The following is a 23,275-nucleotide window of genomic DNA, read 5'->3' as shown; positions in this document are numbered from 1 at the left end:
GCAGACGCGCCCGCAGGGGCTTGGTTCGTAGGCGGCGGATGATGTGCGGCCACGCGTACCGGTGGAGGTGCCGGCGCACCCACGCGTCGGCCGCCGGCCGGGGGCCGTGGCAGGCGCAGACGCAGCCGGCGTCGTCGCACCCGGGCAGCCCGGTTAGGCAGGTCATCGACACGTGGCCGGCCCGCCCGGACGGGCCGTGGCCGGTCACCGCCGGCCCCGCTTCGCCGCGCGCCGGGCCGCCCGGTTCCCCAGGGCCCGTTCCATCGCCGCCACGTCACCGCGCGGCCCCTCCACCCGTAACAGGGCCATGGCGGCGGCGGTGGGCGACTGGTGGTCGTCGGCGATGAGGCGGGCACCCCGGTAGGTGGCGACCGCGTACCAGCGGACCTGGTGGGCGGGGGTGTCGTCGTCGCCGGTGTGGCCGATTTCGATGTCGGTGGCTCCGGCGCGGCCGGCGAGGTCGACGCAGGCGATCAGGATGTCGTCGTTCATCCGGTCACCGCCGGGGCGGCCGGGGCAACCAGGTGCCTCGGGTCGTCGAACCAACCCCAGCACTCCAGGCACTGGGTCGAGTCCAGCCGCACGAACTCGTGCGGGGTGTCCGTGGCGGCGTAGATCCCGAGGCGGGACGGCAGCGGCCACCCGTCGCGGGCTTCGGCCCGGCGGGCCTGGTGGATGGCGTGGGGGTGTCGGGTCTGGCTGGCCAGGGTCCTCACCGGGCCTCCTGTGCGGTGGTGGGGTGGCGGGCCGCGCCGCCGGCCCAGGTGGGCTCGGCGGCGCGGTCACGGGGGTGGCGCTCGTCGACGGGCGGCCCGAACCGCTCGTCGACGAGCACCCGGTACAGCTCGGCCGGCTCCGGCTCGCCGGTCATGGCTCGCTGACCCCGGCCCTGCGGCGCTCGATCACCTGCGACCACAGCTCGGTGAGCGCCTCGAACTCGTCGCGCATCGCGGCCATCCACTCGCCCTCTTCGGGCATCGCCGGGGTCGCCGCGTCGAACCCGTACGCCACGGCCTCGTCGAGGGTGATCGTGGCCCGGTAGAACGAGCCGAGCAGCTGGCCGAGGACGCAGTAGCAGGTGTTCGACATCGACAGGTTGTCGACGTCGATCGGTCCGCCGTCGCCGTCGCGGGGCCGGTCGGTGCGCCACCACCCGGGGTGGTGCTGGTCCAGCCAGGCCACGCCGAGGTCGACGCGGGCGCGGAGGTCGCTGAGCATCATCGGGGCGGTCACGACGGACCACCCCCGGCCGGCGGCGCGATGCGCAGCAGCTCCCGCAGCCGCGCCACGTCGGCCGCCCGGAACGTGCGCAGCTCCTCCGATGCGTCCACGTCCGCGTCTTCGCACTCCTCCGTGCACTCGTCGCGCCCACACGGGCACACGATCGGCGCGGGCACCAGCACCCGGTGCCCCTGCTCGCACCCGACGTGCCAGTGCCCGACCTGCGCGTCACCGGGCCCCGGCGTCGCCGGGTCGGTGAGGTCGTCGTGGATGAGGCCGTACGCCATGACCCAGCGGATGTGCAGCGGGTCGTCACACCCGGGCAGGGGGCAGGTCAGCTGGTCGTACGGGTTGGGCTCGGGAGTCGTCACGCCGGCTCACCGCCCTCCGGCGGGACCGGGAAGGCCACCGCCGCCCACTCCGCCGCCGCCCAGGACGGCTGGCCCTCCGCCAGCGGCGACGGGTCGTTCATCGCGGTCGCGGCGGCCAGCGCCAACGTCGCGTGGACATGCGCGGCGGCGATGACCTCGGCGCTCGGGGCGGTGTAGTCCCGCTCGTGCTCGGGCAGGGTGCCCTGCTCCAGCAGCCGCTCGGCCTCGCGGTAGTGCTCCGGGCCGGTCACAGCGGATCCCCCGAGCCGGAGAACGCCGGCAGGCCGGCCGCATTCCGCTCGTCCCGCCGGGCCATCAGCTCGTCGCCCGACGGCTCCGGCACCCCGTCCTGCTCGCCGTCCTGCTCTTCGTCCTGGCCCTCGTCACCGCCGCCGGGCACGACGTCGAACAACGTCGGGTCCCCGTCGAGCGACTTCCCCGTCCGGTCCTTGTACCGGTCCGCGAGCAGCTCCCGCACCCGATCCGCGTCCGACCCCTCCACCGGCTCGATGTGCGTGATCTGCACCGTCGGGATCTCCACGCCCTCGTCGATCTCGTCCGACACCCGCTTGACGTGGTACGCCACCACCGCGTACCGGGTCCCGCGACGCTGGTCGAGCAGCTCCCGCTCGATACGGTCCAGGCCGTTGAACTCGCGCTGGGCGCGGGTCAGCTGGGCGGCCATCTTCACTGCCACGTGCTCTCCTTGATGTTGTGCTCGGCGGCCCGGTCCATCGCCGGGTCCTGCCGTCGCCGGGCGGCGGCGTGCCACAGCAGCGCCACCCGGATCGCCTCCGCCCGGGTCGTCCGGGCCCGGTCCCGCTCGGCCGTCAGCCGACGCACCTCCGCCGACACCAGCCGCGCCAGCCACCTACGCACCGGGCACCACCTCGCGGCGCACCACCAGCACCGTCACCGGCACCAGCGGATGCTCGTGCCGGAGTCCCGGCACCGTCGTCCGGAACCCGCACGTCTCGCACTGCCGGGCGTCGTACCGCCACAACGTGCCGACGTCCCAGCCACCCTTCGCCCGGGTCAGCGCGCCGCGCAGCTGCTCCACCTCGTCGGTCCGGCAGGCCAACTGCGCGGACAGCCGCATCACCGCCGCCACCCGGTCCCGCGCCGCGTCGGCCAGGTCGACGTCGACGTCCACGCCGAGCGCGCCCCGGATGCGGCCCAGCTCGACGTCCAGCTCTTCGACCCGCTCGTACGCCTGGTCGCGCTGCACGATCGCGCCGTCGTGTTCCCGGCGGGCCAGGTCGCGTTCCTGGCACGCGCCGATCACCGACTGGGCCATCCGGTCTGCCTCGCCGCGCGCCCGCCCTAGCTCGACCTCCAGCCGGCGCAGCTCGCCGTGTAGCCGGTCGACCTCCGCCTCGGTGATGCGCAGCGCCGCGTCCGCCTCGCGGAGGTCGGCGGCCGGGTCGACGCCACGCTCCGGAAGCGGCTCCAGGTCGACGTCGTCCGGGCGGGCCGGCTCGAACCCGGCCACCTGCACGCCCAGGTCCGGGCCGTCCGGCCGCACGTCGGCCACGCCAGGGACCGGACTGGCCGGGTCGGACTCGACCACGCCGGCCAGCTCGGCCCGCTCGGCCACCACGTCCTCGCACATCGCGTGGTCGTGCTCGCCCCCGTCCTCACCGTTCGGGTACGCGCACGTCGGCTCCGGCTTGGTCGGCGGCGACTTCGGCGGCAGGTACTTGTCGCACCCGCACTCCGGCTCCTGACACCCGGCCTTGCCCCGCTTGTGCCTCCACTGCGGATCGCCGCACCACCGGCACGGCCCCAGGTCCGCCGGCAGCTCCCCGGTCACCGGGCACCACCAGGCACCGTGGCCACCACCGGACCCGCCTCCGTGGCCAAAGTCGGCCACGCCACGTTCTCCAGCGCCCGCCGCTGCTGCGGCCGGGACACCCCCGCCAACGGCTGCCCGTACGCCGCCATCCCCATCGACAGCAGCGACACCGCGTCCGCCTGGTCGTGCCCGTCAACGTGCACCAGCCGCCCGTACGTCGCGGTGACCGCCTCCAGCACCTGGCCCTTGTTCGCGTTGCCCTTCCCCGTCGCCCACGTCTTCACCTCGGGCGGGTGCACGTCCCGGTAGGTGATGCCCTTGACGTGCAGCCAGTGCTTCACCACCCCGTGCAGCTCGGCGAGCCGGAGCGTGGTCGCGCCCTTCCCATCGAAGAGCGGCAGCCACTCGATCAGCACCAGGTGCGGCACGCACTTCACCGCGGCGGCGACGTCACGGAGCACCGCGTCGACCCGGGCGTGATCCATATCGGTCGCGCCGTGCGCGGTCCGGGCGGTGTGCACGGTCCGGGCGAGCAGACCGGGCCGGCCGTGGTGATCGTGAGTCGCGGCCAGGCCGGTGGCGGCGAGGGACAGGTCCAGGGCGACCATGCGCAGGTCGTCGCCCATCAGAACGGTGCCTCGCTGTCGTACTGCCGGCCACGCAGCCGGTCACCCACCCACCGGGCCGCCCGGTGCACCCGCCAGGTCAGCAGCCACCAGACGTGCTGGACCCGAGTGGGGTTGCACGCGGCGCAGTGCCGGCGGCCGATGTAGCCGCTGTCGCCACACGGGGGGCAGTGCGGCTCTTCCTGGGCACCCCAGGCCGGCTCCTCGTAGGCGCCCCAGTGCGGCTCGTCGTCGAACCAGTCGTCCACGTCGGTCACCTGGTCACCGCCGGACCGGCCAGGCCCTCAATGAACCGCCGGGCACCCTCGACGCCGCCCAACCTGACCTCACCGGCGAACAGCCCCAGCAGGTCGTCGTGGAGGATCGCGCGGGTGCCCTCGTGCTTGCGCGGGTCGGACACGAGCGACGCCATCGCGTTGACGGGGTCGTCGAGGTCGACGTATTCCAGCGCCCGGCCCTTGGCCCAGGCGAAGTGCTCGGCGGCGGTCACTGGCCGGCCGATCCGGGCTGCGCCACCTCGGCGTCGCCCCACCCGGCCGCGTCGTCGACCGGCCCCGCCGAGAACTGCTCCGGAGCAGGCCCCGGCCGAGCCGACGCCTGCGCGGCGATCTCCTCCGCCGTCACCCGAGGCGGGAACTCCTCATCGACCGCCAGCTCACCGCGCCGGATCGACTGGAACACCACGCTCAAGTCGGCGACGTCGGCCGCCGTCCACTGACCGCGCTTGCGCTCCAGCCGGTCCTCGATCTGCGGCACCCGCACGCCGATGCCCGCGAACGCCGCCACCATGTCCGTGATCCGGTCGACCAGCGGCTTGCCGTCGCCACGCTCGATCGTCTGCCGGCACCGGTCCTTCGCCTCCTCGACGAAGTCGGCCGGCAGCGCCGCCAGGATCGACTCCCGGACCGCCCGCGCCCCGATGTTCTGGTTGTTGAGGTAGACGTCCTGGAGGTCGGTCAGCGGCTTGCGGGCACCGCCGGCCATCTTGGCGTGCGGCACCTGGAAGGTCCGCGACGACCGGACGTTGGTCTGCTGGTCCCACGCGTACGCGCGGATCTCGGACATGCCGCGGTCGTCGTCGCGGTGCAGCTCGTGCACCCCGTAGTCCATGTTTCCCCAGATCCGGGCCAGCTCCCGAGCGAGGTGCACGGACGGCCCGGTGCCGCGGTTGCGGACGGAGTAGAAGGCGCGGCCGGCGAGGCCGGTGCGGTCGCACGCCGACCGCATCTCGGCCCAGGCTCGGTTCATGTCGCGGGGGTTCTGCTGGGCGACCTGGACGGCGGCGGCGACTTCGGCGACGGCGCGGGCCTGCTCGACGGCGGTCGTCTGGGTGGCCGGTGCGGGGATCGCCGCGGCCGGGGTGATGCGTTGGACGGCGTTGGTGGTCAAGACTGCTCCTCTGCCTGGGCGACCAGCGCCCAGGACTCGTCGGTGCCGATGCCGACCGCGTCGAGTAGCGGCAGCGCCGAACGGCGGTGGATTTCCTGGTTGCGGACTCCGGCGATCACGAGGTCACGCACCCGGTCGCGCATCTCGATGGCGCGGTTGTGTGCGTCGGCCTCCGCGACCACGTACGCCCGGTAGATCCGGACCTGGTGCACGCCGGGGACCTCACGTCCGCTCTCCAGGTCGATGCACCTCGCGTCGGCCGGCCGCTTGCAGCCGGGGCACGGCACGGTGCACGCCCTCTCCAGGTCGTTCACTGCGATAGCTCCATCTCGTATTGGCGCTCCACCCATCCGGGGAGCGAGATCAGGGCGACGTCGTCGCTGTAGCCCGGCCACCGGCCCGACTCGGTGCACGACCGGTAGAGGTGCCGGGCCTCCCGGTTCAGGTGCGCGGCGATCCGCAGCGCCGTCGGGTCCGGCTGCGCCACCGTCACCAGGTACGGCGGCTCTTTCTCCTGCGCGATGAACACGACCACCGGGTCCGCGTGCAGACCCAACGCCCGAATGCCGCTCTGGTACCAGTCGGCCTGCCGGTGCCAGCCGTGCTCGGCGATCGCCTTGACGAGGTCGTCGGGGGCCGCCGACCGGCACGTCTTGTAGTCCGGCACGATCAGCCGCGGCCCGCCGGTGGAGCGGGTCAGCCAGTCGATGCGGGCACGGCACTTCACCCGGGTTTCCGGGTCGACCCAGAACAGCGACGCCTCCGGGTCGCCCGCGCCGGGTTTGAGCAGCTGTGCGGCGACGGGGTGTTCGCGGAGCTTCGCGGCCATCGCCTGGACCCGCTCGTAGTCGGAGGGGCGCAGCGGCACCTTGCCCTCCGCGCGGGCCCGCTGGACCTTTTCCTTGACGGCGTTGGTGTTCCAGACGTCCGGTCCGGACTTGCTGTCGCCCGCGATCATCACGGGGCCGGGGCCGGCACCGAGCATCATCGTGTGGGCGGCGTGCCCCAGCTCGAACACCTTCTTGACGGGCTGCGGGTTGTCGCGCTTGTGGCGGAACAGGGCCGGGCAGGATGGTGGGAGCAGGTCCCGGGCTCCGGTGGACGACAGCGATCCGCCGGGGACGGGGTCGCGGTGGTAGTCGTCGTCGGACACCCCGAGGTAGACGCCGGGCTGCGTGACGGTAAACGGCTTGGCGGGCGGGGTGGTGCCCGCCGTCGTGGTGACGGCGGGCACCTGGTCGGGCTGGACGGTCATCCGACGTCCACCCAGTCGGCCTCGGTCTCGCGGTCCGGGCAGTCCGGGTTGCCGCACGGCATGTCCTCGACGAGCAGGCACATCGGGCAGGTGGTCGGCGTGTCGTCGTCGAGCCAGTTGACGTCGAGTACGACCTCGCCGCAGATGGCCACGTTGTCGTCGCAGCAGAAGACGTGGACGGCGTCGTCGTCGGTGCTGGTGCTGGTGCTGGTGGCCGTGTCGGTCAGGGGCGCGGTCATCGGCCGGCCACCGCCGCCCGGTATGCCGAGGACAGCTCGGCGGGGAGCACGTCCAGGGCGACGAGCACGTCGACGGCCTGCCGCACCGACGCGACCGGGTGCCGGCTGTGGTGGCCATCAACGCCGACGTACCACTGCCGACCGACCTCGGTCAGCGGCCGGCGGTAGACGGTGACCTCGGTGTCGTCCCACGCGACGGCGATGGTTGCGTTGCTGGCCGAGCCGGCGTTGGCCCAGCCAACCCAGGTGACGGTCCAGCCGTGGGTGCGGGCCCAGCGGTGGACGGCGGCGAGCAGCTGCCGGTCGGTCGGCTCGGCGGCCGGCGCGGTCGGCTGGGCGGCACGCAGCCGGCGGACCTCGGCGATCAGCGGCCGGAGGTACTGCACCAGCTGGCCAGCGGACCATGCCTTCTCACCGCCGGGCCCGATCGCCCTGTCGTACCGCGCCAGGTCGGCCTCGATGGCGTCGAGGTTGGCGTCGAGGTTGAACGGGGCGGTCACCGGGCACCCGCCGTCGCGCGCTGCTCGGCCGCGATCTCCCGCAGCATCCGCGCCGCGATGTCCGCCGGGCTGTCACCGTGCCGCCGCACCACCTGCGCGTGGATCAGGTCCGCGTACGGGGGCGTCCACGGCACCTGCCGGGCGGCGAGGGTGACGGGCTCGGTGTGCGCGGCGGCCGGCCGGAGAGCGCCCCGGCGCGGGGGCATCGGCCGCCGGTCCACCGTCCACACCACGTCCCGGCCGGTCGCGTTGGTGGGCCACGCCAGGCGCGACCCGGGGGCGGCCGGAGCCGGGTCGACCGGCCGGGGCAAGCCACCCGGCGTCGGCCGGTAGTCGGACACGCTGTACCCGTCGTCGGCGACGGCCCGCCGGGGACGGACGAGGTGGATCAGGGCGGCACCGCCACCGAACAGGGACAGGACGCCGCCGGACACGGCCAGGTCCACGACGATGCTCATCGGCCCACGCCTTCCCGCACGGCGGACGCGATCAGGTCGGCGGCCTTCGCCCGCACAGCCGCCACGACCTTCGCCTTCTCGTCGGCGATGGCCTCCGCCAGTTCCTTCTTGATCGCCTTGTCGACGGCCTCGGCGATGAACTTCTGCACCACCGTCTGGCCGTTGCTGCGGTACGAGTCGTCGACCTTCCGGGTCAGGTACGACTTGGCCTCCGCGATCACCAGCTCGGTGAGGGTCGTCGGCTCACCCATCGGCGCGCCGAAGGTGTTCGTGCGCTGGATCGGGGCGGTCATCGCGGTGGCGATCTCGGCCTGGACGGCGGCGCGGATCTCCGACTCGCGGATGATCGGCACCAGCTTCCGGGCACTGGCCCAGTCGTCGGCGGTCATCAGGTTGCGGGTGATCTGCGTGGCGACGGCCTCGCCGAGGGTGCGCGGCACCCGGTCGCCGTCGTCGTTGTAGCGGTGGCCGATCTCGCTGGTCAGGTCGACGTTGTCGACCTGGAAGGTGATATCCATCAGGACTCTCCAGGGGTGAGGTTGCGGAGGTACTGCGCGGCCTCGTCCGCGACCTGGTCCCCGTGCAGCAACACGGCCTCCTGGTCGGGCGAGAGGATCGGCGCATCGGGCTGGAGCAGGGCGGCGGCCGTCGCCGCGTGCTCGTCGAACGTCAGCGGCTCCGGCGTGCCCACGAACGGCGGGCCCGGGTCGTCGATGGTGGGGGCGACGATGACGGCGTGCAGCAGGATCACCGCGCACACGGCGAGCGTGCAGCCGACGATCACCCAGGCCGTGGTGCTCATCGGGTCACCGCCCAGACCAGGGCGGCGAGCAGCAGCACCGACACGGCCACGGCGGCCCGGATCGCCACGGTCACCGCCCGGTCCACCCGGGCCTGCCGGGTGTCCTCGACGGCGCGGAGCTTCCCGCAGTAGCAGGTGCCCACCCTGGCCAGGTCGTCCCGGCAGCCCTCACCGATCGGGGACCACGGGGTCCGGTAGTCGCGCAGCGCCCAGCCGGCGACGCCGGTCCAGCACTGACCCGGGACCAGCCGCTCCCACCAGGTGGCGATGAGCCAGCGCAGACGCGCCCGGCGGCTCACCGGTCGCCCCCGATCGTCAGCGTCCCCACCACGACCACCGACGTCGCCCGCATCCCCCGCAGCAAGCACGGCTCGCAGCAGTGGTCACCCTCGGCGGCGCAGTAGAAGTCGCTCGACGGCGTGCACACGTACTTCGCGCCGCACCGGTCGCACTGCACCGGCTTCCACCCGAAGTCACACGCCGAGTGGTCGACCTGGGCGTCGACGAACATGTCGACCGTGTCGCCCTTGCGGAGGAAGTCCTCGACCGGCGCGTACCGGCCGGGGAAGACGGTGTTGAGCAGGTGCTGCCGGATGATGGCCCGGCGGTAGCGGGCGTCGCGGCGGGCCCGGGAGCGGGCGCGTCCCCTGCTCATCGGGCACCCGCCGACGGCTGCACCGGTACCGACACCGCGTCACGCACCCGCCGCCGACCCTGGCGGGCCGGCACCGGCCGCCGCTTCAGCCGGTACATCGCCGCGTCGGCCCGGTGCAGCGTCGCCCCCAGGTCGCCCGGGATGACGTCCGCCCACCCGATCGACCCGGCGACCCTGATCCGCTGGCCGCCGGGCAGCGTCACCGTCCACAGCGGTGCCAGTGCCGCGAGCGCCCCCGTCTCCGGCCGGACGACGACCACGAACTCGTCGCCACCCAGCCGGGCCACCGTGCCCCACCGGGCGAGCTGGCAGGCCACCGACACGAGCACCGTGTCACCGGCCGTGTGCCCGTGCTCGTCGTTGACCTGCTTGAAACGGTCGAGGTCGACCAGGCCGAGACGCTCACCGGCGGCGACGGTCTGCCAGTGCTCGGCCAGGCCGGCGCGGTTGTAGACGCCGGTGAGGGGGTCGTGCAGGGCGAGGTGCCTGTAGTGGTCGCGCTCGGCGATGAGCTGGGCGACTCCGTCGAGCTGGCGGGCGGCCTGCGCGCCCTGGAGCACCGCCGAGTGCAGCTGCGCCTTCGCGGAGTGGAAGCTGAACGCGCCGTACGCCGAGGACAGGGCCAGGTTCGCGGCCTTCGCCTCCGCGATCGCGGTGTCAGACCGGCCCTCGTCGGCGAACTTGACGGACAGCTCGGCGTCCAGCTCGCGGTACAGGTTCGATGCGGCGATCGCCTGGGCGGCGGCCCGACGCATCGCGGTTTCGTGGCCGGTGACCCACTGGCGGTAGGCGTCGGTGATGGGGTCCATGGCGATCACGCCCCGGCCGGCGCGGCGACAGCGCCCCGGTACGACATCAGCGCGTCGTGGTCGGCCCTACGCTGCAAACCAACGTGGAACACCTCGTACGTGACGCCGCCGAACGTCCGGCTGGCGTGGGCGCTACCACCGTCGATGATGGCTTCCACGCCGAGCAGCTCGGCGGCGCGCATCACCTCCGCCTGCCCGGCCGCGTCGTCGTCGACGCGCACGCAGTGCGCGACCCGACGGCCCGGCAAAGGCAGGTCCGGGTTGGCCTCCAGGGCGTCGGCGAGGGCACGCAGGCCGGCGATCCGGGCGGCCCGCTCGTCGACGGCGCTCACCTGTCACCACCGGTGGTGTCGTCGGCCGGGGCCGGGCTGGTCACCGGGTACTCGTACGGGGCCTCACCCCGCGCGAACTTCCCCAACTCCTCGGTCAGCTCGGCGGCGTACGCGGCGCGCTCCGGGGTGCCGGCGGGAAACCGCACCTCCGGGTTGGCGATGTGCTGGTCCAGGGCCGCGACCGCCTCACCGCCCGACTCCCCGAAGAACACCTGCCCGCAGGCGCACTCGGCGGTGCCCTCGCCCTGACCGCCGGACGCGGCGACGTGCCGGTGCTCTGGCAGCGGGACCGGCTCCGGCTCCACCGGCGTCGACAGGCACGACACGTTCAGGCTCAGCGACATCGCGTCGTCATCACCCAGGTCCACCGTCACCGACCAGTGCACCCGACCCGACGCCACGACCTCCCGCACCTCGACACCGAACGCGTCGGCCCACACGCCCAGCTCGGCCGGCGACCCGACCGTCAGGGACACGTGCGTGCCGTACGTCGGCAGCGGCAGCACGTGCGACCGCACCCGGTCCGCGACCAGGCCGAGGCCGGACACGATCACGGACCGCTGCTGCCGGGCACGGGCATCCGCCACCATCCCCTCGGACGCCAGCAGCAGCCCGATGGTCGCGAGCTCGGTCCACATGCCCGGTGCACCCGGGCCGAGCGGCACGACCGTCAGCGAGACGTACTGCGCGCCGACCGCGTTGCGCCAGCTCGCGACGTGCTCCACGCGGAAGACGTTGTCGTCGCCGTCCTCGACGAGGGTGCCGGGCTGGACGGTGCCGTAGGTGAGGGGCTGGGGGTTGGGGATACGATCGGTCATCGACCTTGCTCCTGTCTGAAGCGGTGAGTGGGGTCGGTACGCGCGGGTCGTCCAGGCAGGGACGGCCCGCGTCTTGCTGTCCGGGTGGCCGGCCGGAGCCGTAGTCACGGCCGACCACCCGGAATCCCGGTCAGGCCGGACGCGGACCCGGAGCCGGCGGGGTGCCGGGCGAACCCGGGGCACCGGGCGAACCGGGCTGGATCGGGGCGGGGACCTGCGGGCTGTGGAGCATGGAGACCTCCTGCGGGAGGGTGGCCCGCGCCGGCGACGTCGACGCAGCCGGCGCGGGCTCCGACCAGACGGCCGGAGACTGGGTGCTGCTACCTGATCCGCGCGCCGGCCCGGATGCGCCGGCCCAGCGAGCGCCAGAACCGCTCGCGGTGGCTGCGGTCGCCGGGCAGCTCGTCCTGGGGCTGCCGGTACTGGTAGCTGCCGTTCGTCGAGCCGACGGTGGGGGTGCTGCGGCCGGGGCCGGTGCTGTTCCCGCCGCTGCCGCCGCTGCTGCCTCCGCCTGGGGGGTGCGTCATGCCGCGTCCTTTCCGTTCTCCGCCGACGCGGCGGCCATCGCGGCGGCCATCGCGGCGTCGAGCACTTCGTTGATGGAGGCCAGCTCGACGAGACGACGGCGGCCGAGCTTGCAGCTACGGAGCTCGCGGCGCTGGATCATGAGCCCGATCTGCCGGTAGGTGACGTCGCCGAGAAGAGCCTGGGCCCGCTGGACACTGACGAAGCGGGCCGCCGGGTCGATGCCCTCGACCTCTCCGTCCGTGCGAATGTCTGCGAACTTCTCTCCGTGCATGGAGAGACCGTAGCAGCTCTCCATGCATGGAGCGACTCATACTTTCGGCTGATCCTCCCTTGCACGGACGGTGTCCTATGGTTGGCCCATGCACACGTATTCGCACACGTTCCGAAAGAACGTGGCTCGGGGTCGGCCCGGTCTCCGTCCACGGAGAATCCGAACCGAGCCCGGTCTCCTCACCCTCGTCGAGCCGTACCGTGAGCCCGTGGCACCGCCCATCGAGGCGCGAAAAGCCCGCTTCGGCCAGTGGGTCAAGCGGGTCGTCGACCACGCCAAGGCCACCCGAGGACTCTCCGTCCCGAAGATCGCCGACCTAGCCGGCATCGGCAACCAGACGATCTACCGGTGGATCAACGCAGCCGGCGAGAAGCTCCCCGACCCCGAGAACGTGCGCGCCTTCTGCGACGCCGTCGGCGTCCCCACCACCGAGCCCTTCCAGATCCTCTGGCCCGGCCGCACCGACACGCCGACCCCAGCCCAGCCGCTCAGCGTCCTGGACGACGACTTCCAACTGCTCCAGCGCAGGCTCAACGACCCCAACACCAGCGAGTTCGAGCGGGAGTTCATCCGCGAGACGATCCGCCAGCTCGCCGACCGGCCATCCCAGCGACCCGGCCACACCCCCCGCCGCCGCAAGCCCGGCATCGCCACCTAGGAGGAACTGGTGCCCAGCAAGACTGGGCGTCAGGGGTTCCAGCACCGCGGCGTCTCCGTCGTCTGGAGCGACAAGCGCAAGCGCTACGAGGGCAAGGTGACCCTCGCCCGACGCGCCGACGGCACGTACGACCGCAAGAGCGTCTACGGCAAGACCCCTGACGTCATCAAGGCCGCCATCCAGCAGATGCAGGAGCGCGCCGACAAGAAGATCCCCGTCGCCGCCGGCCGGACACCCACCGTCCGGAAGTGGTTCGACCGGTGGCTCACCGAGATCCACCTCACCCTGGAGCGGCCTCTCGCACCCCGCACCGTCGACGCGTACCTGTCCGCCTGCCGCACGTGGATCTACCCGGCGATCGGCGACGTGCCCGTCGACGACCTGACCATCGACCACCTGGACCGGCTGTACGCGCGGATGCGCCCCCACGTCGCCCCGAGCTACCTGCTGAAGGTCCACGCGATCATCCGCCGGGGCATCGGCCTTGCCGCCGCGCGGGACCTGGTCCACCGCAACGTCGCCGAGCTGCGCGACAACCCGGGCAGCACCAAGGGCAGGCGACGCCGGCCGCTGACCGTCGCCCAGGCCCGGAAGCTCATCGCCGCCATCCAGACCCGGCCGACGGCGCTGCGGTGGATGGTCGGGCTGGCCATCGGCCCCCGGCAGGGCGAGGCCCTCGGCCTCACCTGGGCGTGCGTCGACCTCGACCAGGGCACGATCGCCCGGGACTGGCAGCTCCAACGGCTGCGGTGGCGGCACGGCTGCGACGACCCGGCGGCGTGCGCCGCCGAGCACTGCCGGCGGGAGGCGTGCCCGCCGACCTGGACGCACGGGTGCGCCCGGCCGGAGGCGTGCTACCGGCAGGCGTGGCGGTGCCCGGCCCGGGTGTCGGCCGGCCGGTGCCGGCTGCACCAGCGGGCGTGCCCGCCGCCGTGTCCGGCGGGCTGCACCCGGCACGCGGCCCGCTGCCCGGAACGCACCGGCGGCGGCCTGGTCCTCACCCGGCCGAAAACCTGGCAGGAGCCGGAGGGCGACGAGGTGGCAACCGACGTCGTTGCGCTGCCGGCGACCCTGCTGCGGGAGCTGGGCGAGCACCAGCGGCGGCAGAAGGCGGCCCGCCGGTCGCTGGGCGAACTGTGGGTGGATAACGACCTGGTGTTCTGCGGGCCGACGGGCCGGCCGATCGACCCGCGCGTCGACCTGGAGGACTGGTACGAGATCCTCGCCGCCGCTGGCCTGCCCCGGGCGGGGACGCACATCGCCCGGCACTCGGCGGCGACGATGCTGCTGGACGCCGGGCAGGACATGGCGACGGTGCAGCAGGTGATGGGCTGGTCGGACATCCGGACGGCGCGCCGGTACGCGACACCGTCAACGGCGCTGGGCCGGGGTGCGGCGAAGGCGGCGGAGCGGGCCCTGTTCCGGCCGGTGGCGGACCTCGGTGAGCGGCGTCGGCGGAAGGCTGCCGGGTAGGTTGTCCTCAGGATTGTCCTCAGATCGAGGCATCCCGATACGCGTGATCCGCTCCGGCGACCGCCGGGAACGGGAAAGGCCCTGGTCAGTGATAGTGACCAGGGCCTTTCGCCTACCCGAGCCGCCTGACGGAATCGAACCGTCGACCTACGCATTACGAGTGCGTCGCTCTAGCCGACTGAGCTAAGGCGGCAACGATCATCAAGTGTACGGTACGACCCCCGTCGGGACCGAGGGGGTTCCCCGTCGGAGGACCCGGACATCAAGGGACATCGGTGTCGGGCGGGACGGCTAGGCTGCCCGGGTGAGCGACGACCCCGCCACCCCCGAGCGCCCCGCCACCCCCGACGGCCCCGAAACGGACCCGGACGCCGAGCACGCCCCCGGTGAGCGGGCCGTCCGCAGGCCACGCGGCACCGATCCGGTGGAGCTGGGCTTCACGCCCCGCAAACCGGTCCCCTGGCTGGCGCCGTTCCTGCTGATCAGCACCGGCATCCGTACCCTGCTGGCGATGCTGTTCGGGGCGTACCTGGACAAGCGGGAGCTGCAGAACGCGCTCGACGCCAGGATCGGCGCGCAGGTCGGCCCCGACGGTGGGCTCTGGCTGGACTACGTGGCCGACCTGGGCGACGGCTTCGACGCCACGTACTCGGTGGCGTACCTGCTGGCCCAGCCGGAGCTGACCGTGGACGGGCACCGGCTGCCCCGGGCGCAGACCCTGGTGATGGGCGGCGACCAGGTCTACCCGTCGGCGGCCTACGAGGCGTACGAGGACCGGTGCAAGGGGCCGTACCAGGCGGCGCTGCCGGTGCCCCCGCCGCAGCGGCCGATGCTGTTCGCCGTGCCCGGCAACCATGACTGGTACGACGGGCTGACCGCGTTCCTGCGGCTGTTCGTCCGCTCCCGGGACCGCAACTTCGGCGGCTGGGGCACCGGCCAGTCCCGGTCGTACTTCGCGGTGGAACTGCCGGCCGGGTGGTGGCTGCTCGGCCTGGACGACCAGTCGGGGTCCTACCTGGACGATCCGCAGCTGTCGTACTTCGACGAGGTGGCCCGCCGGCTCGGCCCGGAGTCCCGGGTGATCCTGGCGGTGCCGGCGCCGACCTGGGTGAAGTCCGTCGACCATCCCACCGCGTACGACTCGATCGACTACTTCGTCCGGACGATCATCGCGCCCACCGGCGCGCACGTCCGGCTGCTGGTCTCGGGCGACCTGCACCACTACGCCCGGTACGCCGGCCCGGAACGCCAGCTCATCACCTGCGGCGGGGGCGGGGCGTACCTGTATCCGACGCACACCCTCCCCGAGCGGATCGAGGTGCCACCGAAGGACACCCTGTCCCGGCGGGCCAGCCGCACCCGCGCGTACGACCTGGTGGCCCGGTTCCCGGACGCGGCCCGCTCCCGCCGCTACGGCTGGGGGATCTTCCACCGGCTGCCCCGGCGCAACCCGGGTTTCGGGACCCTGCTCGGCACCCTGCACACGCTGCTGATGCTCGCCATGGCCGGGGTAGCGGCGAACCGGACCGGCACCGAGCAGCGGCTGTTCAGCGTCCCGCTGGTGATCATGTTGGGGGTTACGCTGCTCAGCGCGGCCTTCTTCGCCAAGCCGCCCAGCGCCGGCGGGAAACGGCACGCCCGGCACTGGCTGCTCGGCATCGGTCACGGTCTGGCGCACGTGGCGCTGGCGGTCGCCGGCACGTGGGCCTGGCTGCACCTGCCGTTCTACCACTGGCCGTGGCCGCTGCCGGCGGTCGCCGCCGCCGTGGTCTACGGCCCGGTGATCGGGCTGGTCGCCACCCAACTGGTGGCGGGATACCTGCTGGTGGCGGGGGCCTTCGGGGTCAACGTCAACGAACTCTTCGCCGGGCAGGGCATCGAGGACTCGAAGTCGTTCCTGCGGATGCGGATCGACCCGGACGGCACGCTGACCGTCTATCCGATCGCCGTCGACCGGGTCTGCCACGACTGGCAGCTCAACCCCGACCAGTCCGCCACCGCCTCCTGGCTGACCCCCCGCGCCCCGCTGACCCCCCGCCTCGCCGAACCCCCGGTGACCCTCACCTGACCCGGGTCACCACAGACCGCGCCGACGCCCGCCGCCGCACCGCCTGCCCGCCCGCCCTTCGACGTTGATCAAGAGGTTTGCGTCATCGGGCGCGCCCACACTGACGCGAACCTCTTGATCAACCCCGGCCGCCAGCGGGGGGCGGCGGCGCGGGCGGGGAGGTCAGGGAATGGATCATAGACTTCAGGGCGTGGAACGCGGCTGCGCGTTCGGCCCCGGTCATGCCGGAGAGCATTCTGACCTCGACGGAACGGACCGCCGCGCTCGCCCGTTCCAGGCTGCGTCGACCGCTCGGCGTGAGTCGCGTGGGCAGCGCCTTGCCGACGGGTGCCGCCGCAGGCCTGGTCACATAGCCCTCCCGTTCCAGATTCTGGAGCAGCACGTTCATCGTCTGCCGGGTGACGAACGCGCCCCGCGCGAGTTCGGAGTTCGACAGGCCCGGTCGCTGCGCCAGCAGTTCGAGGCAGGAGTAGTGCGTCACGCCCATCCCGAGCGGCCGCAGCACCTCCTCCATGGCCGCCCGCAGCGCGCTCGACGCCTCTTTCAGCAGGTAGCCCAGGGACGTCTCCAGGTCGACGCCCGCATCAGCTTGACTCATGTCAGCATTCTGACATAGCTTGGCATGTCAGGAAGCTGACATGACTCGAAGGAGCATCGCATGCCCGTCACCGGCCCCGACTTCATCTCGCTCCAGGCGCGCGACCTCGCCGCCTCGCAGGCGTTCTACGAGCGCTATCTCGGCCTCGTCCGCTCGCCGGCCGGCCCGCCGCACGCCGTCGTCTTCGAGACGAAGCCGATCGCGTTCGCCCTGCGCGACGTCGTCCCCGGCACCGATCTCACCTCCGTCACCCAGCCCGGCATCGGTGCCGCGATCTGGCTCCACGCCACGGACGTGCAGGCCATCCACGACGCGCTCGTCGCCGACGGGCACACCATCGTCGCCGCACCGGTCGACGGGCCCTTCGGCCGGACGTTCACCTTCGCCGACCCCGACGGCTACCAGGTCACCCTGCACGACCGGGCCTGAGGCACCGGCCCCGACGGCCCGTGCGCGACACCCGCAGACCGTCGATCAGCGCGCGGCACCTTCGGGACCGGCCAGGTCACGGCTCTCGTAGGCGCTCCGGGAGCCACAGACGTCCGCCCGGGAGCACATGGAGCGCGAGCCGTCGGCGTCCAGGCGGACGGTCACCGCGTCCCTCGGGACGCTGTGGCCGACCACCCGGCCGTCCCCCTCGGGCGTACTGACGCGGCTGCCGACCGCCGGGGCGGACTCGGCGAACTTGGCGTACAACGGGTGCTCGTACTTCAGGCAGCACATCAGCCGGCCGCAGGCGCCCGAGATCCGCAGCGGATTCAACGGGAGATCCTGGTCCTTGGCCATCCGGATGGTCACCGGCTCGAAGTCGTTGAGGAAGGTGGCGCAGCACAGGTCCCGGCCGCACGAACCGATGCCGCCCTGCACCCGGGCCGAATCCCGGGCGGAGAGCTGCCGAAGCTCCACCCGGCAGTGCAGGGTCGCGCCCAGGTCCCGGACCAGCGAACGGAAGTCCACCCGGTGCGGGGCGGTGAAGTAGACGGTCGTCCGGTCCCCGGTGCCCTCGGCGGCGGCCAGAACGTGATCCACCGCGACCACCTTCATCGGCAGGCCGTGCTCCCGGATCAGCCGCTTCGCCGCCACCTTCGCCTCGGCCTTACGCCGCCGCAGCAGCTCGTCGCGGCGCAGGTCGTCGTCGCCGGCCAGCCCGGCCAGCTTCGGGAAACCGTCGGTCTCCTCGGAAACCCACTGCGCCGCCCAGACGCACTCCGCCACCTCGGGGCCGTCGTCGGTGGGGACGAGCACCCGGTCACCGACCTGCGGGCTGAACTCCCCCGGGTCGAGGTAGTAGAGCCGCCCGTACCGGTTGAAGCTGACCGCGCAGAGCATGCCCATGCGTTCAGCCTACGACGGATCGACGGAACCGGTCCGGGTGCGGCGGGCGGGGCCCCCAGGTCGGCCGGCCCATCAGCCGATCCGCACCGGGCCGCCGTGGTACGACGACCCGCCGGTCGACCGCCAGGTCGACTCGGCGAGGCTGGGCGACCACTGGCGCAGCAGCGTCTCCGCCCCGTCGTAGGCCACCCCGAGCACCGAGAGCACCCGGGTGGCGATCTCGGCCGCCGCAGCCGCCCCGGCTGGCCCGGCACCCGCCCCGACAGTCGCCCGGACCCGGACCGCCTCGGTGGAGCCGAGCACCTCGGCCAGCACCCGGGCCACCGCCAACCGGCTGCCCTCCACCCAGTCGGCCAGCGCGTCGGCGTAACCGGCGGTGGACTCCAGCCGGCCCACCAGGCTCTCCGGCCCCTCGTCCAGGTGGCGCAGCAGGGCGGTGCGGGCCTCGTCGTAGGACGCCCCGGCCGGACCCGACCAGATCCCCGGATCGGTGAGGGCGGCGCACGCGTCGTCGTACCCCCGCACGAGACGGCGCACGGCGTGCCCGGCGGTCGCCAGCGGCGCGGGATGCAGGTCGAGGAAGGCGCGCAGGGCCTCCCCCGGCAGCAGTTGCATCCGGCGCAGCAGCGGCCAGACCGGGTGCGCCTCCGGGGCTCCGGCGGCGAGCAGCGTGTCGACCCGGGCGAGCAGGTCCAGGCCGGGCTCGGCGAGCCGGTCCAGCGGGTCCATCACGCCTCCCCGGCCAGCCTGCGGCGGGCGGCCTCGTCGGTGGACGTGTAGCGGTCGGCGGCGCTGCGGACGGCCGACGCGGCGGCGGCCAGCCGGGCGGCGGCGGCACCCGCCTCGCGGGCCCGCCCGTCGGTGGCGGTCGTCCACTGCCGGTGCAGGGCCCGGCCGACCTCGCCGGGACGGCCGGCGGCGTGCGCGCCGAACGCGGGATGCGGCGGGTCGGTGGCGGTGACCGTACGGGACAGCGCGGCGAGGGTGGCGCTGGCCTCGTCGAGGCGGTCGGCGAGGGCGCGCAGGGCGTCCATCTCACGCCCCCGCGAGCGGACGGTAGGCGGTGAACGTCTCGTTGTGCAGCTTCTCCCGGGCCCACTGGGCGGCGTCGGCGGCGGCCGTGACGGCGGCCTGCACCGAGCCGGCCACGTCCCGGGGGTGGCGGTTGTGCAGCGGCCCGAGGAAGCGCACGTCGGTGATCCGCCCACCGGCGGTCACCACCACCTCGACCAGCCCGTCGGGCGAGCGCACGGTCACCTCGACGGTCTCCACCGCCCGGTCGAACTCGGCCTGGAGGGACTCGATCCGGCGGTACCGCCGCACCGCCTCCTCGATCCACGCCTCGTCGATCTCGCCGCGCGGCATCCGATCTCCCCCCAGGTAGACCTCACCCTGCGTGCCACCACGATCACCGCAGCCCACCGGGACCGTACCGCACCCCGTCAACACGTGTCGATGGGCGGGAACCGGGGGTCAGCCGCGCCAGAGCGAGAGCATCATCGCCTCCACGGCGATGCGGGGTTTGACGTTCGCCTCGATCGCGGCCCGGCACTCCAGCACCGCCTCCAGCCGGCGCAGCGCCCCCTCCGGGGCCCACTTCTGCCCGCCCGCCTCGGCCAGCGTGGCGGTGTCGGTGTGCACCGGGGCGACCGGCGCGCGCAACGCCGAGGTGAGCGCGTCCCGGTAGAAACCGGCCAGGTCCACCAGGGCCCGGTCCAGGGCGTCCCGCTGGGCCCTGGTGGCCCGCGACTTCTGCCGCTTCTCCAGGTCCTTGAGCTGGCCGGCGGAGCCCCGCGTCGCGCCCGCCGCGCCCCGACCGGTGCCGCCCGCGCCCAGCGCGGTCTGCAACGCGGCCCGCTCGGCCGCGTCGGACTCCGCCACCGAGGCCGCCGCCTCCGCCTCGGCCGCCTCGATGAGCGCCGACGCCGCGTCCAGCGCGGTGCCCACCCCGGTCAGCCGGCGCGGCACCGCCAGCACGGCGTCCCGGCGCTGACGCGCCTCGGGGTCGCGGGCCAGCCGCCGGGCCCGACCCACGTGCCCCTGTGCGGCGGCGGCCGCCCACTGCGCCACGTCGGGCGCGATGCCGTCCCGCCGGACCAGCACGTCGGCGACCGCCACCGCCGAGGGCTGCCGCAGCGGTACGACCCGACACCGCGACCGGATCGTCACCGACACGTCCTCCGGGTGGGTGGACGGGGCGCAGAGCAGGAAGACCGTCCGGGGAGGCGGCTCCTCGACCGCCTTGAGCAGCGCGTTGCCGGCCGCCTCGGTGAGCCGGTCGGCGTCCTCGATGATCACCACCTGCCAACGCCCGCCGGACGGGGTGCTCGCCGCCCGCAGCACCAGGGCGCGCATCTCGCCGACGCCGATGGAGAGCCCCTCGGGGGCCACCAGCCGGACGTCGGCGTGCGTGCCGGCGAGCGTGGTGTGGCAGCCGGGGCAGACGCCGCAGCCGGTGCCGTGCACGCACTGGAGGGCGGCGGCGAAGGCGCGGGCGGCCACCGACCGACCGGAACCGGGCGGGCCGGTGAAGATCCAGGCGTGGGTCATCCCGGCCCCCGGGTCGACGGCCGTGGCGGTCCCCCCGGCGGCGGCCCCCTCGTCGGCCTCGGCCAGGGCGGCCAGGTCGTCGTCCGGGTCGGCGGTGGCGGAGGGTGCCGGGAGGTGGGCGGCGCGCAGCACGGCGGCGGCCGACGCGGCGGCCCGGCGCAGGGTGTCGACCGCGTCGTCCTGGCCGACCAGATCGGCGAAGACGTCCGGCATCAGGTCCGGTGCTCCATCCCCACCAGCTCCGTGTCGGATAACTCGGGCTGGACCGAGGTGTCCGGCCCGTGCGCCGGGCGCGGGTGCACGATGCCGGCCGGGTCCACCAGGAACTCCTGCACCCGGCGGCCGACCAGGCCGGCGATCTCGTCGACCGGGCGGGACGCGTCGAGCACCAGGTAACGCTTCGGGTCGTTGGCCGCGAGGTCGAGGAAGGCGTAGCGGACCCGCTCGTGGAAGGCCACGGACTCGGCCTCCAGCCGGTCGGCCCCCTGGTTGCGGGCGGCGGCCCGGGACAGGCCGGTACGCGGGTCGACGTCGAGCAGCACCACCAGGTCGGGCTTGAGCCCACCGGTGGCCCAGGAGGAGAGCCAGGACACCTCGTCGACCGGCAGCGTACGACCCGCGCCCTGGTAGGCCAGGGACGAGTCGACGTACCTGTCGCTGATCACCACCGCGCCCCGGATCAGCGCGGGGCGGACCACGGTGGCGACGTGGTGGGCCCGGTCGGCGGCGTACAGCAGCGCCTCGGCGCGCGGGGAGGGGGCGTCCGCGCCGGAATCCTCAAGCACCAGGGCCCTGATCCGCTCGCCCACCGCCGTGGCGCCCGGCTCCCGGGTCACCACCACGTCCCGGCCCTGCTCGCGCAGGCGGGCGGCGAGCACCTCCAGTTGGGTGGACTTGCCGGCCCCCTCACCGCCTTCGAAGACCACGAAGAGCCCGTTGGAGACGAACGGCTCGGCCGGCATCAGCGGCCGGCCGCGCATCGAGCCCCACAGGTCGGCCAGGACCGGCACGCCCTTCTTGTCGTCCATCTGCCCGAACGCGCTGATTCCGGCGAAGATGCCGGCCAGGCCGGCGGCGAGCAGCAGCAGCCGGGTGGAGGAGACCGAGATGCCGAGGTCGGCGATGGTGAGCTGACGCGAGCCGCCGACCCCGACCAGCAGGCTGCTCAGCGCGATCGCCAGGATCAGCACCAGCCGGGTGCCGATCTGCACCACGGCGAAGACCCGGCCGCGTACCTCGTCGGCGACCTCGCCGCCGAGCAGCGTGGTGCCGGCGAGGAAGGCCATGCCGGCGCCCGCACCGACCATGATCGCGCCGAGGATGGCCATCGACAGGTGGATGGCGAAGGCCAGCACCAGCACGGAGGCGCTGGCCAGCACGATGCTCATGCCGAACCAGCGGCGGCGGGACATGTCCCGCACGATCATCGGGCCGAGGCCGATGCCGACCGCCAGGCCGATGAAGATCGCGCCGAACAGCATGTAGAACGCGGCGTCGCCGGCCCCGAGCGAGGCGGCGAAGAACTTGGCGGTGCCGATCACGATGCCGCCGCCGGCGAACGCGCCGAAGATGCCGAGCACCAGGCCCCGGACCAGCGGGGTCTGGCCGATGAACTTCCAGCCTTCGGTGAACTGGCTGAACATGCCCTGCTCGGCGCGCTCGCCGCGTTCCCGGGCCTGGGCCTGGCTGATCTCCTTGATGCCGAAGGCCACCACCAGCGCGGTGGCGAGCCGGGAGAGGGCGTTGAACCAGAGGGCGAGCTGGGCGGGCTCGGCCCAGCTCGGCATCTCGCCGCCGGTGACCCCGCGCACGCTGCGGTCCAGCACCGCCAGGGCGATCGCGGCGGCGACCGGGGTCAGGCCGTACGTGGTGATCAGGGTGAGCTGGTTGGCCGTCTCCAGCCGGGCGCGCGGGATGAGGTTGGGGACCGCGGCCTCCTTGGCCGGAATCCAGAGCAGGGTGATCGACTCGATCAGGAAGGTGGCGACCGCCGCCCAGGTGACCACTACGCCGCCCCGGACGCCGAGCAGCGCGACCAGCGGGATCGAGGCGAACAGCAGGAACCGCAGCAGGTCGCAGATGACCATCGTCCAGCGCCTGTCGAACCGGTCGGCGAGCACGCCGGCCACCGGCCCGAGTACCAGCGCCGGGAGCAGCCGGATCGCGATCACGCCACCGAACACGGCCCCCTGGGCGGTGCTGCCGGAGACCTGCGCGGCGGCGAAGACGGAGGTGGCGAGCAGGCCGAGCCAGTCGCCGAAGGAGGCTGCGCCGAGCACGATCCAGAGCCGCCGGAACGGCCGGATGCGCAGTACCGACCGGATCGCCGCAGCTCCGGACCGGTCGGTCTGGGCGGCGGCTCCGGCGGGGCCGGACGACGACGCGCCGGACGACTCGCCGTTCTGCTGGCTTTCGATGGCCGTACCTCCACGCGCCGGCCCAACACTGGGCAGTCCCGGTGCAACACTCTAGACCCGGTGGGAGCCTCCCCACCGGCGACATTCTCCTGCTCGCCGAGCCTAGG

At 73.6% G+C, this 23,275-nt stretch carries 38 protein-coding genes and 1 tRNA gene; 4 read left to right on the top strand and 35 right to left on the bottom strand.

From position 1 onward, the window contains the following. Nucleotides 1–204: 204 nt before the first annotated feature. The 27 genes from FJK98_RS02335 to FJK98_RS02210 form a co-directional block, all read right to left on the bottom strand. Nucleotides 205–492 (bottom strand): hypothetical protein, encoded by a 288-nt coding sequence (locus FJK98_RS02335; RefSeq protein WP_145917537.1) that lies wholly within the window; start codon nucleotides 490–492, stop codon nucleotides 205–207. Beyond that, nucleotides 489–716 (bottom strand): hypothetical protein, encoded by a 228-nt coding sequence (locus FJK98_RS02330; RefSeq protein WP_145917536.1) that lies wholly within the window; start codon nucleotides 714–716, stop codon nucleotides 489–491. The genes FJK98_RS02335 and FJK98_RS02330 overlap by 4 nt, the downstream gene beginning before the upstream one ends. Further along, nucleotides 713–871, bottom strand: a complete 159-nt coding sequence (locus tag FJK98_RS33025; protein WP_168222367.1) for a hypothetical protein — start codon at nucleotides 869–871, stop codon at nucleotides 713–715. The genes FJK98_RS02330 and FJK98_RS33025 overlap by 4 nt, the downstream gene beginning before the upstream one ends. Then, entirely contained in the window at nucleotides 868–1,233 is a 366-nt protein-coding gene (locus FJK98_RS02325; RefSeq protein ID WP_145917535.1) for a hypothetical protein, read from the bottom strand. Before FJK98_RS02325 ends, FJK98_RS33025 begins: the two co-directional genes overlap by 4 nt. Beyond that, nucleotides 1,230–1,592, bottom strand: coding sequence for a hypothetical protein (locus FJK98_RS02320; RefSeq protein ID WP_145917534.1), 363 nt, complete (start codon nucleotides 1,590–1,592; stop codon nucleotides 1,230–1,232). The genes FJK98_RS02325 and FJK98_RS02320 overlap by 4 nt, the downstream gene beginning before the upstream one ends. Continuing rightward, the gene (locus FJK98_RS02315) at nucleotides 1,589–1,843 is read right to left on the bottom strand and encodes a hypothetical protein (RefSeq protein WP_145917533.1); all 255 of its coding nucleotides are present in this window, start codon (nucleotides 1,841–1,843) and stop codon (nucleotides 1,589–1,591) included. Before FJK98_RS02315 ends, FJK98_RS02320 begins: the two co-directional genes overlap by 4 nt. After that, nucleotides 1,840–2,289: a hypothetical protein gene (locus FJK98_RS02310; protein WP_145917532.1), complete on the bottom strand. Its 450-nt coding sequence runs from the start codon at nucleotides 2,287–2,289 to the stop codon at nucleotides 1,840–1,842. The genes FJK98_RS02315 and FJK98_RS02310 overlap by 4 nt, the downstream gene beginning before the upstream one ends. Further along, the gene (locus FJK98_RS02305) at nucleotides 2,280–2,471 is read right to left on the bottom strand and encodes a hypothetical protein (protein WP_145917531.1); all 192 of its coding nucleotides are present in this window, start codon (nucleotides 2,469–2,471) and stop codon (nucleotides 2,280–2,282) included. The genes FJK98_RS02310 and FJK98_RS02305 overlap by 10 nt, the downstream gene beginning before the upstream one ends. Continuing rightward, entirely contained in the window at nucleotides 2,464–3,405 is a 942-nt protein-coding gene (locus FJK98_RS02300; protein WP_145917530.1) for a hypothetical protein, read from the bottom strand. Before FJK98_RS02300 ends, FJK98_RS02305 begins: the two co-directional genes overlap by 8 nt. After that, entirely contained in the window at nucleotides 3,402–4,013 is a 612-nt protein-coding gene (locus FJK98_RS02295; RefSeq protein ID WP_145917529.1) for a crossover junction endodeoxyribonuclease RuvC, read from the bottom strand. Before FJK98_RS02295 ends, FJK98_RS02300 begins: the two co-directional genes overlap by 4 nt. Next, the gene (locus FJK98_RS02290; protein WP_145917528.1) at nucleotides 4,013–4,270 is read right to left on the bottom strand and encodes a hypothetical protein; all 258 of its coding nucleotides are present in this window, start codon (nucleotides 4,268–4,270) and stop codon (nucleotides 4,013–4,015) included. The genes FJK98_RS02295 and FJK98_RS02290 overlap by 1 nt, the downstream gene beginning before the upstream one ends. After that, nucleotides 4,267–4,503 (bottom strand): hypothetical protein, encoded by a 237-nt coding sequence (locus FJK98_RS02285; RefSeq protein WP_145917527.1) that lies wholly within the window; start codon nucleotides 4,501–4,503, stop codon nucleotides 4,267–4,269. Before FJK98_RS02285 ends, FJK98_RS02290 begins: the two co-directional genes overlap by 4 nt. Next, entirely contained in the window at nucleotides 4,500–5,402 is a 903-nt protein-coding gene (locus FJK98_RS02280) for a hypothetical protein (RefSeq protein ID WP_145917526.1), read from the bottom strand. The genes FJK98_RS02285 and FJK98_RS02280 overlap by 4 nt, the downstream gene beginning before the upstream one ends. Further along, nucleotides 5,399–5,716 (bottom strand): hypothetical protein, encoded by a 318-nt coding sequence (locus tag FJK98_RS02275; protein ID WP_145917525.1) that lies wholly within the window; start codon nucleotides 5,714–5,716, stop codon nucleotides 5,399–5,401. The genes FJK98_RS02280 and FJK98_RS02275 overlap by 4 nt, the downstream gene beginning before the upstream one ends. After that, nucleotides 5,713–6,657 carry a PD-(D/E)XK nuclease-like domain-containing protein gene (locus FJK98_RS02270; protein ID WP_145917524.1) on the bottom strand — a complete coding sequence of 315 codons (945 nt, stop codon included), beginning with the start codon at nucleotides 6,655–6,657 and terminating at the stop codon, nucleotides 5,713–5,715. The genes FJK98_RS02275 and FJK98_RS02270 overlap by 4 nt, the downstream gene beginning before the upstream one ends. Continuing rightward, on the bottom strand, nucleotides 6,654–6,896 hold the full coding sequence (locus FJK98_RS02265) for a hypothetical protein (protein ID WP_145917523.1): 243 nt from the start codon (nucleotides 6,894–6,896) through the stop codon (nucleotides 6,654–6,656). The genes FJK98_RS02270 and FJK98_RS02265 overlap by 4 nt, the downstream gene beginning before the upstream one ends. After that, a complete protein-coding gene (locus tag FJK98_RS02260) occupies nucleotides 6,893–7,396 on the bottom strand; it encodes a hypothetical protein (protein WP_145917522.1) in 504 nt (167 codons plus the stop codon). Before FJK98_RS02260 ends, FJK98_RS02265 begins: the two co-directional genes overlap by 4 nt. Further along, on the bottom strand, nucleotides 7,393–7,854 hold the full coding sequence (locus tag FJK98_RS02255) for a hypothetical protein (RefSeq protein WP_145917521.1): 462 nt from the start codon (nucleotides 7,852–7,854) through the stop codon (nucleotides 7,393–7,395). Before FJK98_RS02255 ends, FJK98_RS02260 begins: the two co-directional genes overlap by 4 nt. Then, nucleotides 7,851–8,372 carry a hypothetical protein gene (locus FJK98_RS02250; protein ID WP_145917520.1) on the bottom strand — a complete coding sequence of 174 codons (522 nt, stop codon included), beginning with the start codon at nucleotides 8,370–8,372 and terminating at the stop codon, nucleotides 7,851–7,853. The genes FJK98_RS02255 and FJK98_RS02250 overlap by 4 nt, the downstream gene beginning before the upstream one ends. After that, complete coding sequence (locus tag FJK98_RS02245; RefSeq protein ID WP_145917519.1) at nucleotides 8,372–8,656, bottom strand: hypothetical protein; 285 nt, start codon at nucleotides 8,654–8,656, stop codon at nucleotides 8,372–8,374. The genes FJK98_RS02250 and FJK98_RS02245 overlap by 1 nt, the downstream gene beginning before the upstream one ends. Next, nucleotides 8,653–8,955, bottom strand: a complete 303-nt coding sequence (locus FJK98_RS02240; RefSeq protein ID WP_145917518.1) for a hypothetical protein — start codon at nucleotides 8,953–8,955, stop codon at nucleotides 8,653–8,655. Before FJK98_RS02240 ends, FJK98_RS02245 begins: the two co-directional genes overlap by 4 nt. After that, nucleotides 8,952–9,311, bottom strand: coding sequence for a hypothetical protein (locus FJK98_RS02235; protein WP_145917517.1), 360 nt, complete (start codon nucleotides 9,309–9,311; stop codon nucleotides 8,952–8,954). Before FJK98_RS02235 ends, FJK98_RS02240 begins: the two co-directional genes overlap by 4 nt. Next, complete coding sequence (locus FJK98_RS02230) at nucleotides 9,308–10,120, bottom strand: GGDEF domain-containing protein (protein WP_145917516.1); 813 nt, start codon at nucleotides 10,118–10,120, stop codon at nucleotides 9,308–9,310. The genes FJK98_RS02235 and FJK98_RS02230 overlap by 4 nt, the downstream gene beginning before the upstream one ends. Before the next feature lie 5 nt (nucleotides 10,121–10,125). Then, complete coding sequence (locus FJK98_RS02225; protein WP_145917515.1) at nucleotides 10,126–10,452, bottom strand: hypothetical protein; 327 nt, start codon at nucleotides 10,450–10,452, stop codon at nucleotides 10,126–10,128. Beyond that, entirely contained in the window at nucleotides 10,449–11,270 is an 822-nt protein-coding gene (locus tag FJK98_RS02220) for a hypothetical protein (protein WP_145917514.1), read from the bottom strand. The genes FJK98_RS02225 and FJK98_RS02220 overlap by 4 nt, the downstream gene beginning before the upstream one ends. 320 nt (nucleotides 11,271–11,590) lie before the next feature. Further along, the gene (locus FJK98_RS02215; RefSeq protein WP_145917513.1) at nucleotides 11,591–11,797 is read right to left on the bottom strand and encodes a hypothetical protein; all 207 of its coding nucleotides are present in this window, start codon (nucleotides 11,795–11,797) and stop codon (nucleotides 11,591–11,593) included. Then, complete coding sequence (locus FJK98_RS02210; RefSeq protein ID WP_240762566.1) at nucleotides 11,794–12,069, bottom strand: hypothetical protein; 276 nt, start codon at nucleotides 12,067–12,069, stop codon at nucleotides 11,794–11,796. The genes FJK98_RS02215 and FJK98_RS02210 overlap by 4 nt, the downstream gene beginning before the upstream one ends. Before the next feature lie 208 nt (nucleotides 12,070–12,277). On the opposite strand from FJK98_RS02210, the gene FJK98_RS02205 reads away from it, so the two are divergent. Both FJK98_RS02205 and FJK98_RS33795 read left to right on the top strand, forming a co-directional pair. Next, a complete protein-coding gene (locus FJK98_RS02205) occupies nucleotides 12,278–12,727 on the top strand; it encodes a helix-turn-helix transcriptional regulator (protein ID WP_145917511.1) in 450 nt (149 codons plus the stop codon). 9 nt (nucleotides 12,728–12,736) lie between these two features. After that, on the top strand, nucleotides 12,737–14,200 hold the full coding sequence (locus FJK98_RS33795) for a site-specific integrase (RefSeq protein WP_240762564.1): 1,464 nt from the start codon (nucleotides 12,737–12,739) through the stop codon (nucleotides 14,198–14,200). Nucleotides 14,201–14,319: 119 nt separating this feature from the next. Here FJK98_RS33795 and FJK98_RS02195 read toward each other — a convergent pair. Then, nucleotides 14,320–14,393 (bottom strand) — tRNA-Thr (locus tag FJK98_RS02195). A gap of 111 nt (nucleotides 14,394–14,504) precedes the next feature. Here FJK98_RS02195 and FJK98_RS02190 point away from each other — a divergent pair. Beyond that, nucleotides 14,505–16,268, top strand: coding sequence for a metallophosphoesterase (locus FJK98_RS02190; RefSeq protein WP_240762562.1), 1,764 nt, complete (start codon nucleotides 14,505–14,507; stop codon nucleotides 16,266–16,268). A 118-nt stretch (nucleotides 16,269–16,386) separates the two neighbouring features. Here the strand turns inward: FJK98_RS02190 and FJK98_RS02185 are convergent, their stop codons facing one another. Beyond that, the gene (locus FJK98_RS02185; protein WP_145917510.1) at nucleotides 16,387–16,866 is read right to left on the bottom strand and encodes a MarR family winged helix-turn-helix transcriptional regulator; all 480 of its coding nucleotides are present in this window, start codon (nucleotides 16,864–16,866) and stop codon (nucleotides 16,387–16,389) included. 60 nt (nucleotides 16,867–16,926) lie between these two features. Between FJK98_RS02185 and FJK98_RS02180 the strand changes: the two genes are divergently transcribed. After that, a complete protein-coding gene (locus FJK98_RS02180; RefSeq protein ID WP_145917509.1) occupies nucleotides 16,927–17,295 on the top strand; it encodes a VOC family protein in 369 nt (122 codons plus the stop codon). Nucleotides 17,296–17,340: 45 nt separating this feature from the next. Here the strand turns inward: FJK98_RS02180 and FJK98_RS02175 are convergent, their stop codons facing one another. The 6 genes from FJK98_RS02175 to tmk all read right to left on the bottom strand — a co-directional run bounded on the left by FJK98_RS02175 (nucleotide 17,341) and on the right by tmk (nucleotide 23,030). Further along, complete coding sequence (locus FJK98_RS02175) at nucleotides 17,341–18,201, bottom strand: regulatory iron-sulfur-containing complex subunit RicT (RefSeq protein ID WP_145917508.1); 861 nt, start codon at nucleotides 18,199–18,201, stop codon at nucleotides 17,341–17,343. 72 nt (nucleotides 18,202–18,273) lie between these two features. Next, nucleotides 18,274–18,930, bottom strand: a complete 657-nt coding sequence (locus FJK98_RS02170; protein ID WP_145917507.1) for a hypothetical protein — start codon at nucleotides 18,928–18,930, stop codon at nucleotides 18,274–18,276. Next, entirely contained in the window at nucleotides 18,930–19,235 is a 306-nt protein-coding gene (locus FJK98_RS02165; RefSeq protein WP_145917506.1) for a hypothetical protein, read from the bottom strand. Before FJK98_RS02165 ends, FJK98_RS02170 begins: the two co-directional genes overlap by 1 nt. Nucleotide 19,236: 1 nt before the next feature. Next, nucleotides 19,237–19,566 carry a YbaB/EbfC family nucleoid-associated protein gene (locus FJK98_RS02160; protein ID WP_088643476.1) on the bottom strand — a complete coding sequence of 110 codons (330 nt, stop codon included), beginning with the start codon at nucleotides 19,564–19,566 and terminating at the stop codon, nucleotides 19,237–19,239. Nucleotides 19,567–19,674: 108 nt separating this feature from the next. After that, nucleotides 19,675–20,964, bottom strand: a complete 1,290-nt coding sequence (locus FJK98_RS02155) for a DNA polymerase III subunit delta' (protein ID WP_145917505.1) — start codon at nucleotides 20,962–20,964, stop codon at nucleotides 19,675–19,677. Further along, nucleotides 20,964–23,030, bottom strand: coding sequence for a dTMP kinase (tmk, locus tag FJK98_RS02150; RefSeq protein ID WP_240762560.1), 2,067 nt, complete (start codon nucleotides 23,028–23,030; stop codon nucleotides 20,964–20,966). The genes FJK98_RS02155 and tmk overlap by 1 nt, the downstream gene beginning before the upstream one ends. Between the last annotated feature and the right edge of the window lie 245 nt (nucleotides 23,031–23,275).

Origin of the sequence: Micromonospora sp. HM134 (genome assembly GCF_007833915.1) — a bacterium.
Lineage (GTDB): Bacteria > Actinomycetota > Actinomycetes > Mycobacteriales > Micromonosporaceae > Micromonospora > Micromonospora wenchangensis.
The sequence above is the reverse complement of the archived record's forward strand: the minus strand, read 5'-3'. Positions and strand labels throughout refer to the sequence as shown.

What these genes read in the sequence shown, in the direction of transcription:
- FJK98_RS02250 (WP_145917520.1), bottom strand. Translation starts at nt 8,372, where the DNA reads ATGGATATCACCTTCCAGGTCGACAACGTCGACCTGACCAGCGAGATC.
- FJK98_RS02180 (WP_145917509.1), top strand. Translation starts at nt 16,927, where the DNA reads ATGCCCGTCACCGGCCCCGACTTCATCTCGCTCCAGGCGCGCGACCTC.
- FJK98_RS02210 (WP_240762566.1), bottom strand. Translation starts at nt 12,069, where the DNA reads ATGCACGGAGAGAAGTTCGCAGACATTCGCACGGACGGAGAGGTCGAG.
- FJK98_RS02295 (WP_145917529.1), bottom strand. Translation starts at nt 4,013, where the DNA reads ATGGGCGACGACCTGCGCATGGTCGCCCTGGACCTGTCCCTCGCCGCC.
- FJK98_RS02220 (WP_145917514.1), bottom strand. Translation starts at nt 11,270, where the DNA reads ATGACCGATCGTATCCCCAACCCCCAGCCCCTCACCTACGGCACCGTC.
- FJK98_RS02185 (WP_145917510.1), bottom strand. Translation starts at nt 16,866, where the DNA reads ATGAGTCAAGCTGATGCGGGCGTCGACCTGGAGACGTCCCTGGGCTAC.
- FJK98_RS02170 (WP_145917507.1), bottom strand. Translation starts at nt 18,930, where the DNA reads ATGGACCCGCTGGACCGGCTCGCCGAGCCCGGCCTGGACCTGCTCGCC.
- FJK98_RS02255 (WP_145917521.1), bottom strand. Translation starts at nt 7,854, where the DNA reads ATGAGCATCGTCGTGGACCTGGCCGTGTCCGGCGGCGTCCTGTCCCTG.
- FJK98_RS02245 (WP_145917519.1), bottom strand. Translation starts at nt 8,656, where the DNA reads ATGAGCACCACGGCCTGGGTGATCGTCGGCTGCACGCTCGCCGTGTGC.
- FJK98_RS02265 (WP_145917523.1), bottom strand. Translation starts at nt 6,896, where the DNA reads ATGACCGCGCCCCTGACCGACACGGCCACCAGCACCAGCACCAGCACC.
- FJK98_RS02155 (WP_145917505.1), bottom strand. Translation starts at nt 20,964, where the DNA reads ATGCCGGACGTCTTCGCCGATCTGGTCGGCCAGGACGACGCGGTCGAC.
- FJK98_RS02160 (WP_088643476.1), bottom strand. Translation starts at nt 19,566, where the DNA reads ATGCCGCGCGGCGAGATCGACGAGGCGTGGATCGAGGAGGCGGTGCGG.
- FJK98_RS02215 (WP_145917513.1), bottom strand. Translation starts at nt 11,797, where the DNA reads ATGACGCACCCCCCAGGCGGAGGCAGCAGCGGCGGCAGCGGCGGGAAC.
- FJK98_RS33025 (WP_168222367.1), bottom strand. Translation starts at nt 871, where the DNA reads ATGACCGGCGAGCCGGAGCCGGCCGAGCTGTACCGGGTGCTCGTCGAC.
- FJK98_RS02270 (WP_145917524.1), bottom strand. Translation starts at nt 6,657, where the DNA reads ATGACCGTCCAGCCCGACCAGGTGCCCGCCGTCACCACGACGGCGGGC.
- FJK98_RS02230 (WP_145917516.1), bottom strand. Translation starts at nt 10,120, where the DNA reads ATGGACCCCATCACCGACGCCTACCGCCAGTGGGTCACCGGCCACGAA.
- FJK98_RS02165 (WP_145917506.1), bottom strand. Translation starts at nt 19,235, where the DNA reads ATGGACGCCCTGCGCGCCCTCGCCGACCGCCTCGACGAGGCCAGCGCC.
- FJK98_RS02175 (WP_145917508.1), bottom strand. Translation starts at nt 18,201, where the DNA reads ATGGGCATGCTCTGCGCGGTCAGCTTCAACCGGTACGGGCGGCTCTAC.
- FJK98_RS02335 (WP_145917537.1), bottom strand. Translation starts at nt 492, where the DNA reads ATGAACGACGACATCCTGATCGCCTGCGTCGACCTCGCCGGCCGCGCC.
- FJK98_RS02235 (WP_145917517.1), bottom strand. Translation starts at nt 9,311, where the DNA reads ATGAGCAGGGGACGCGCCCGCTCCCGGGCCCGCCGCGACGCCCGCTAC.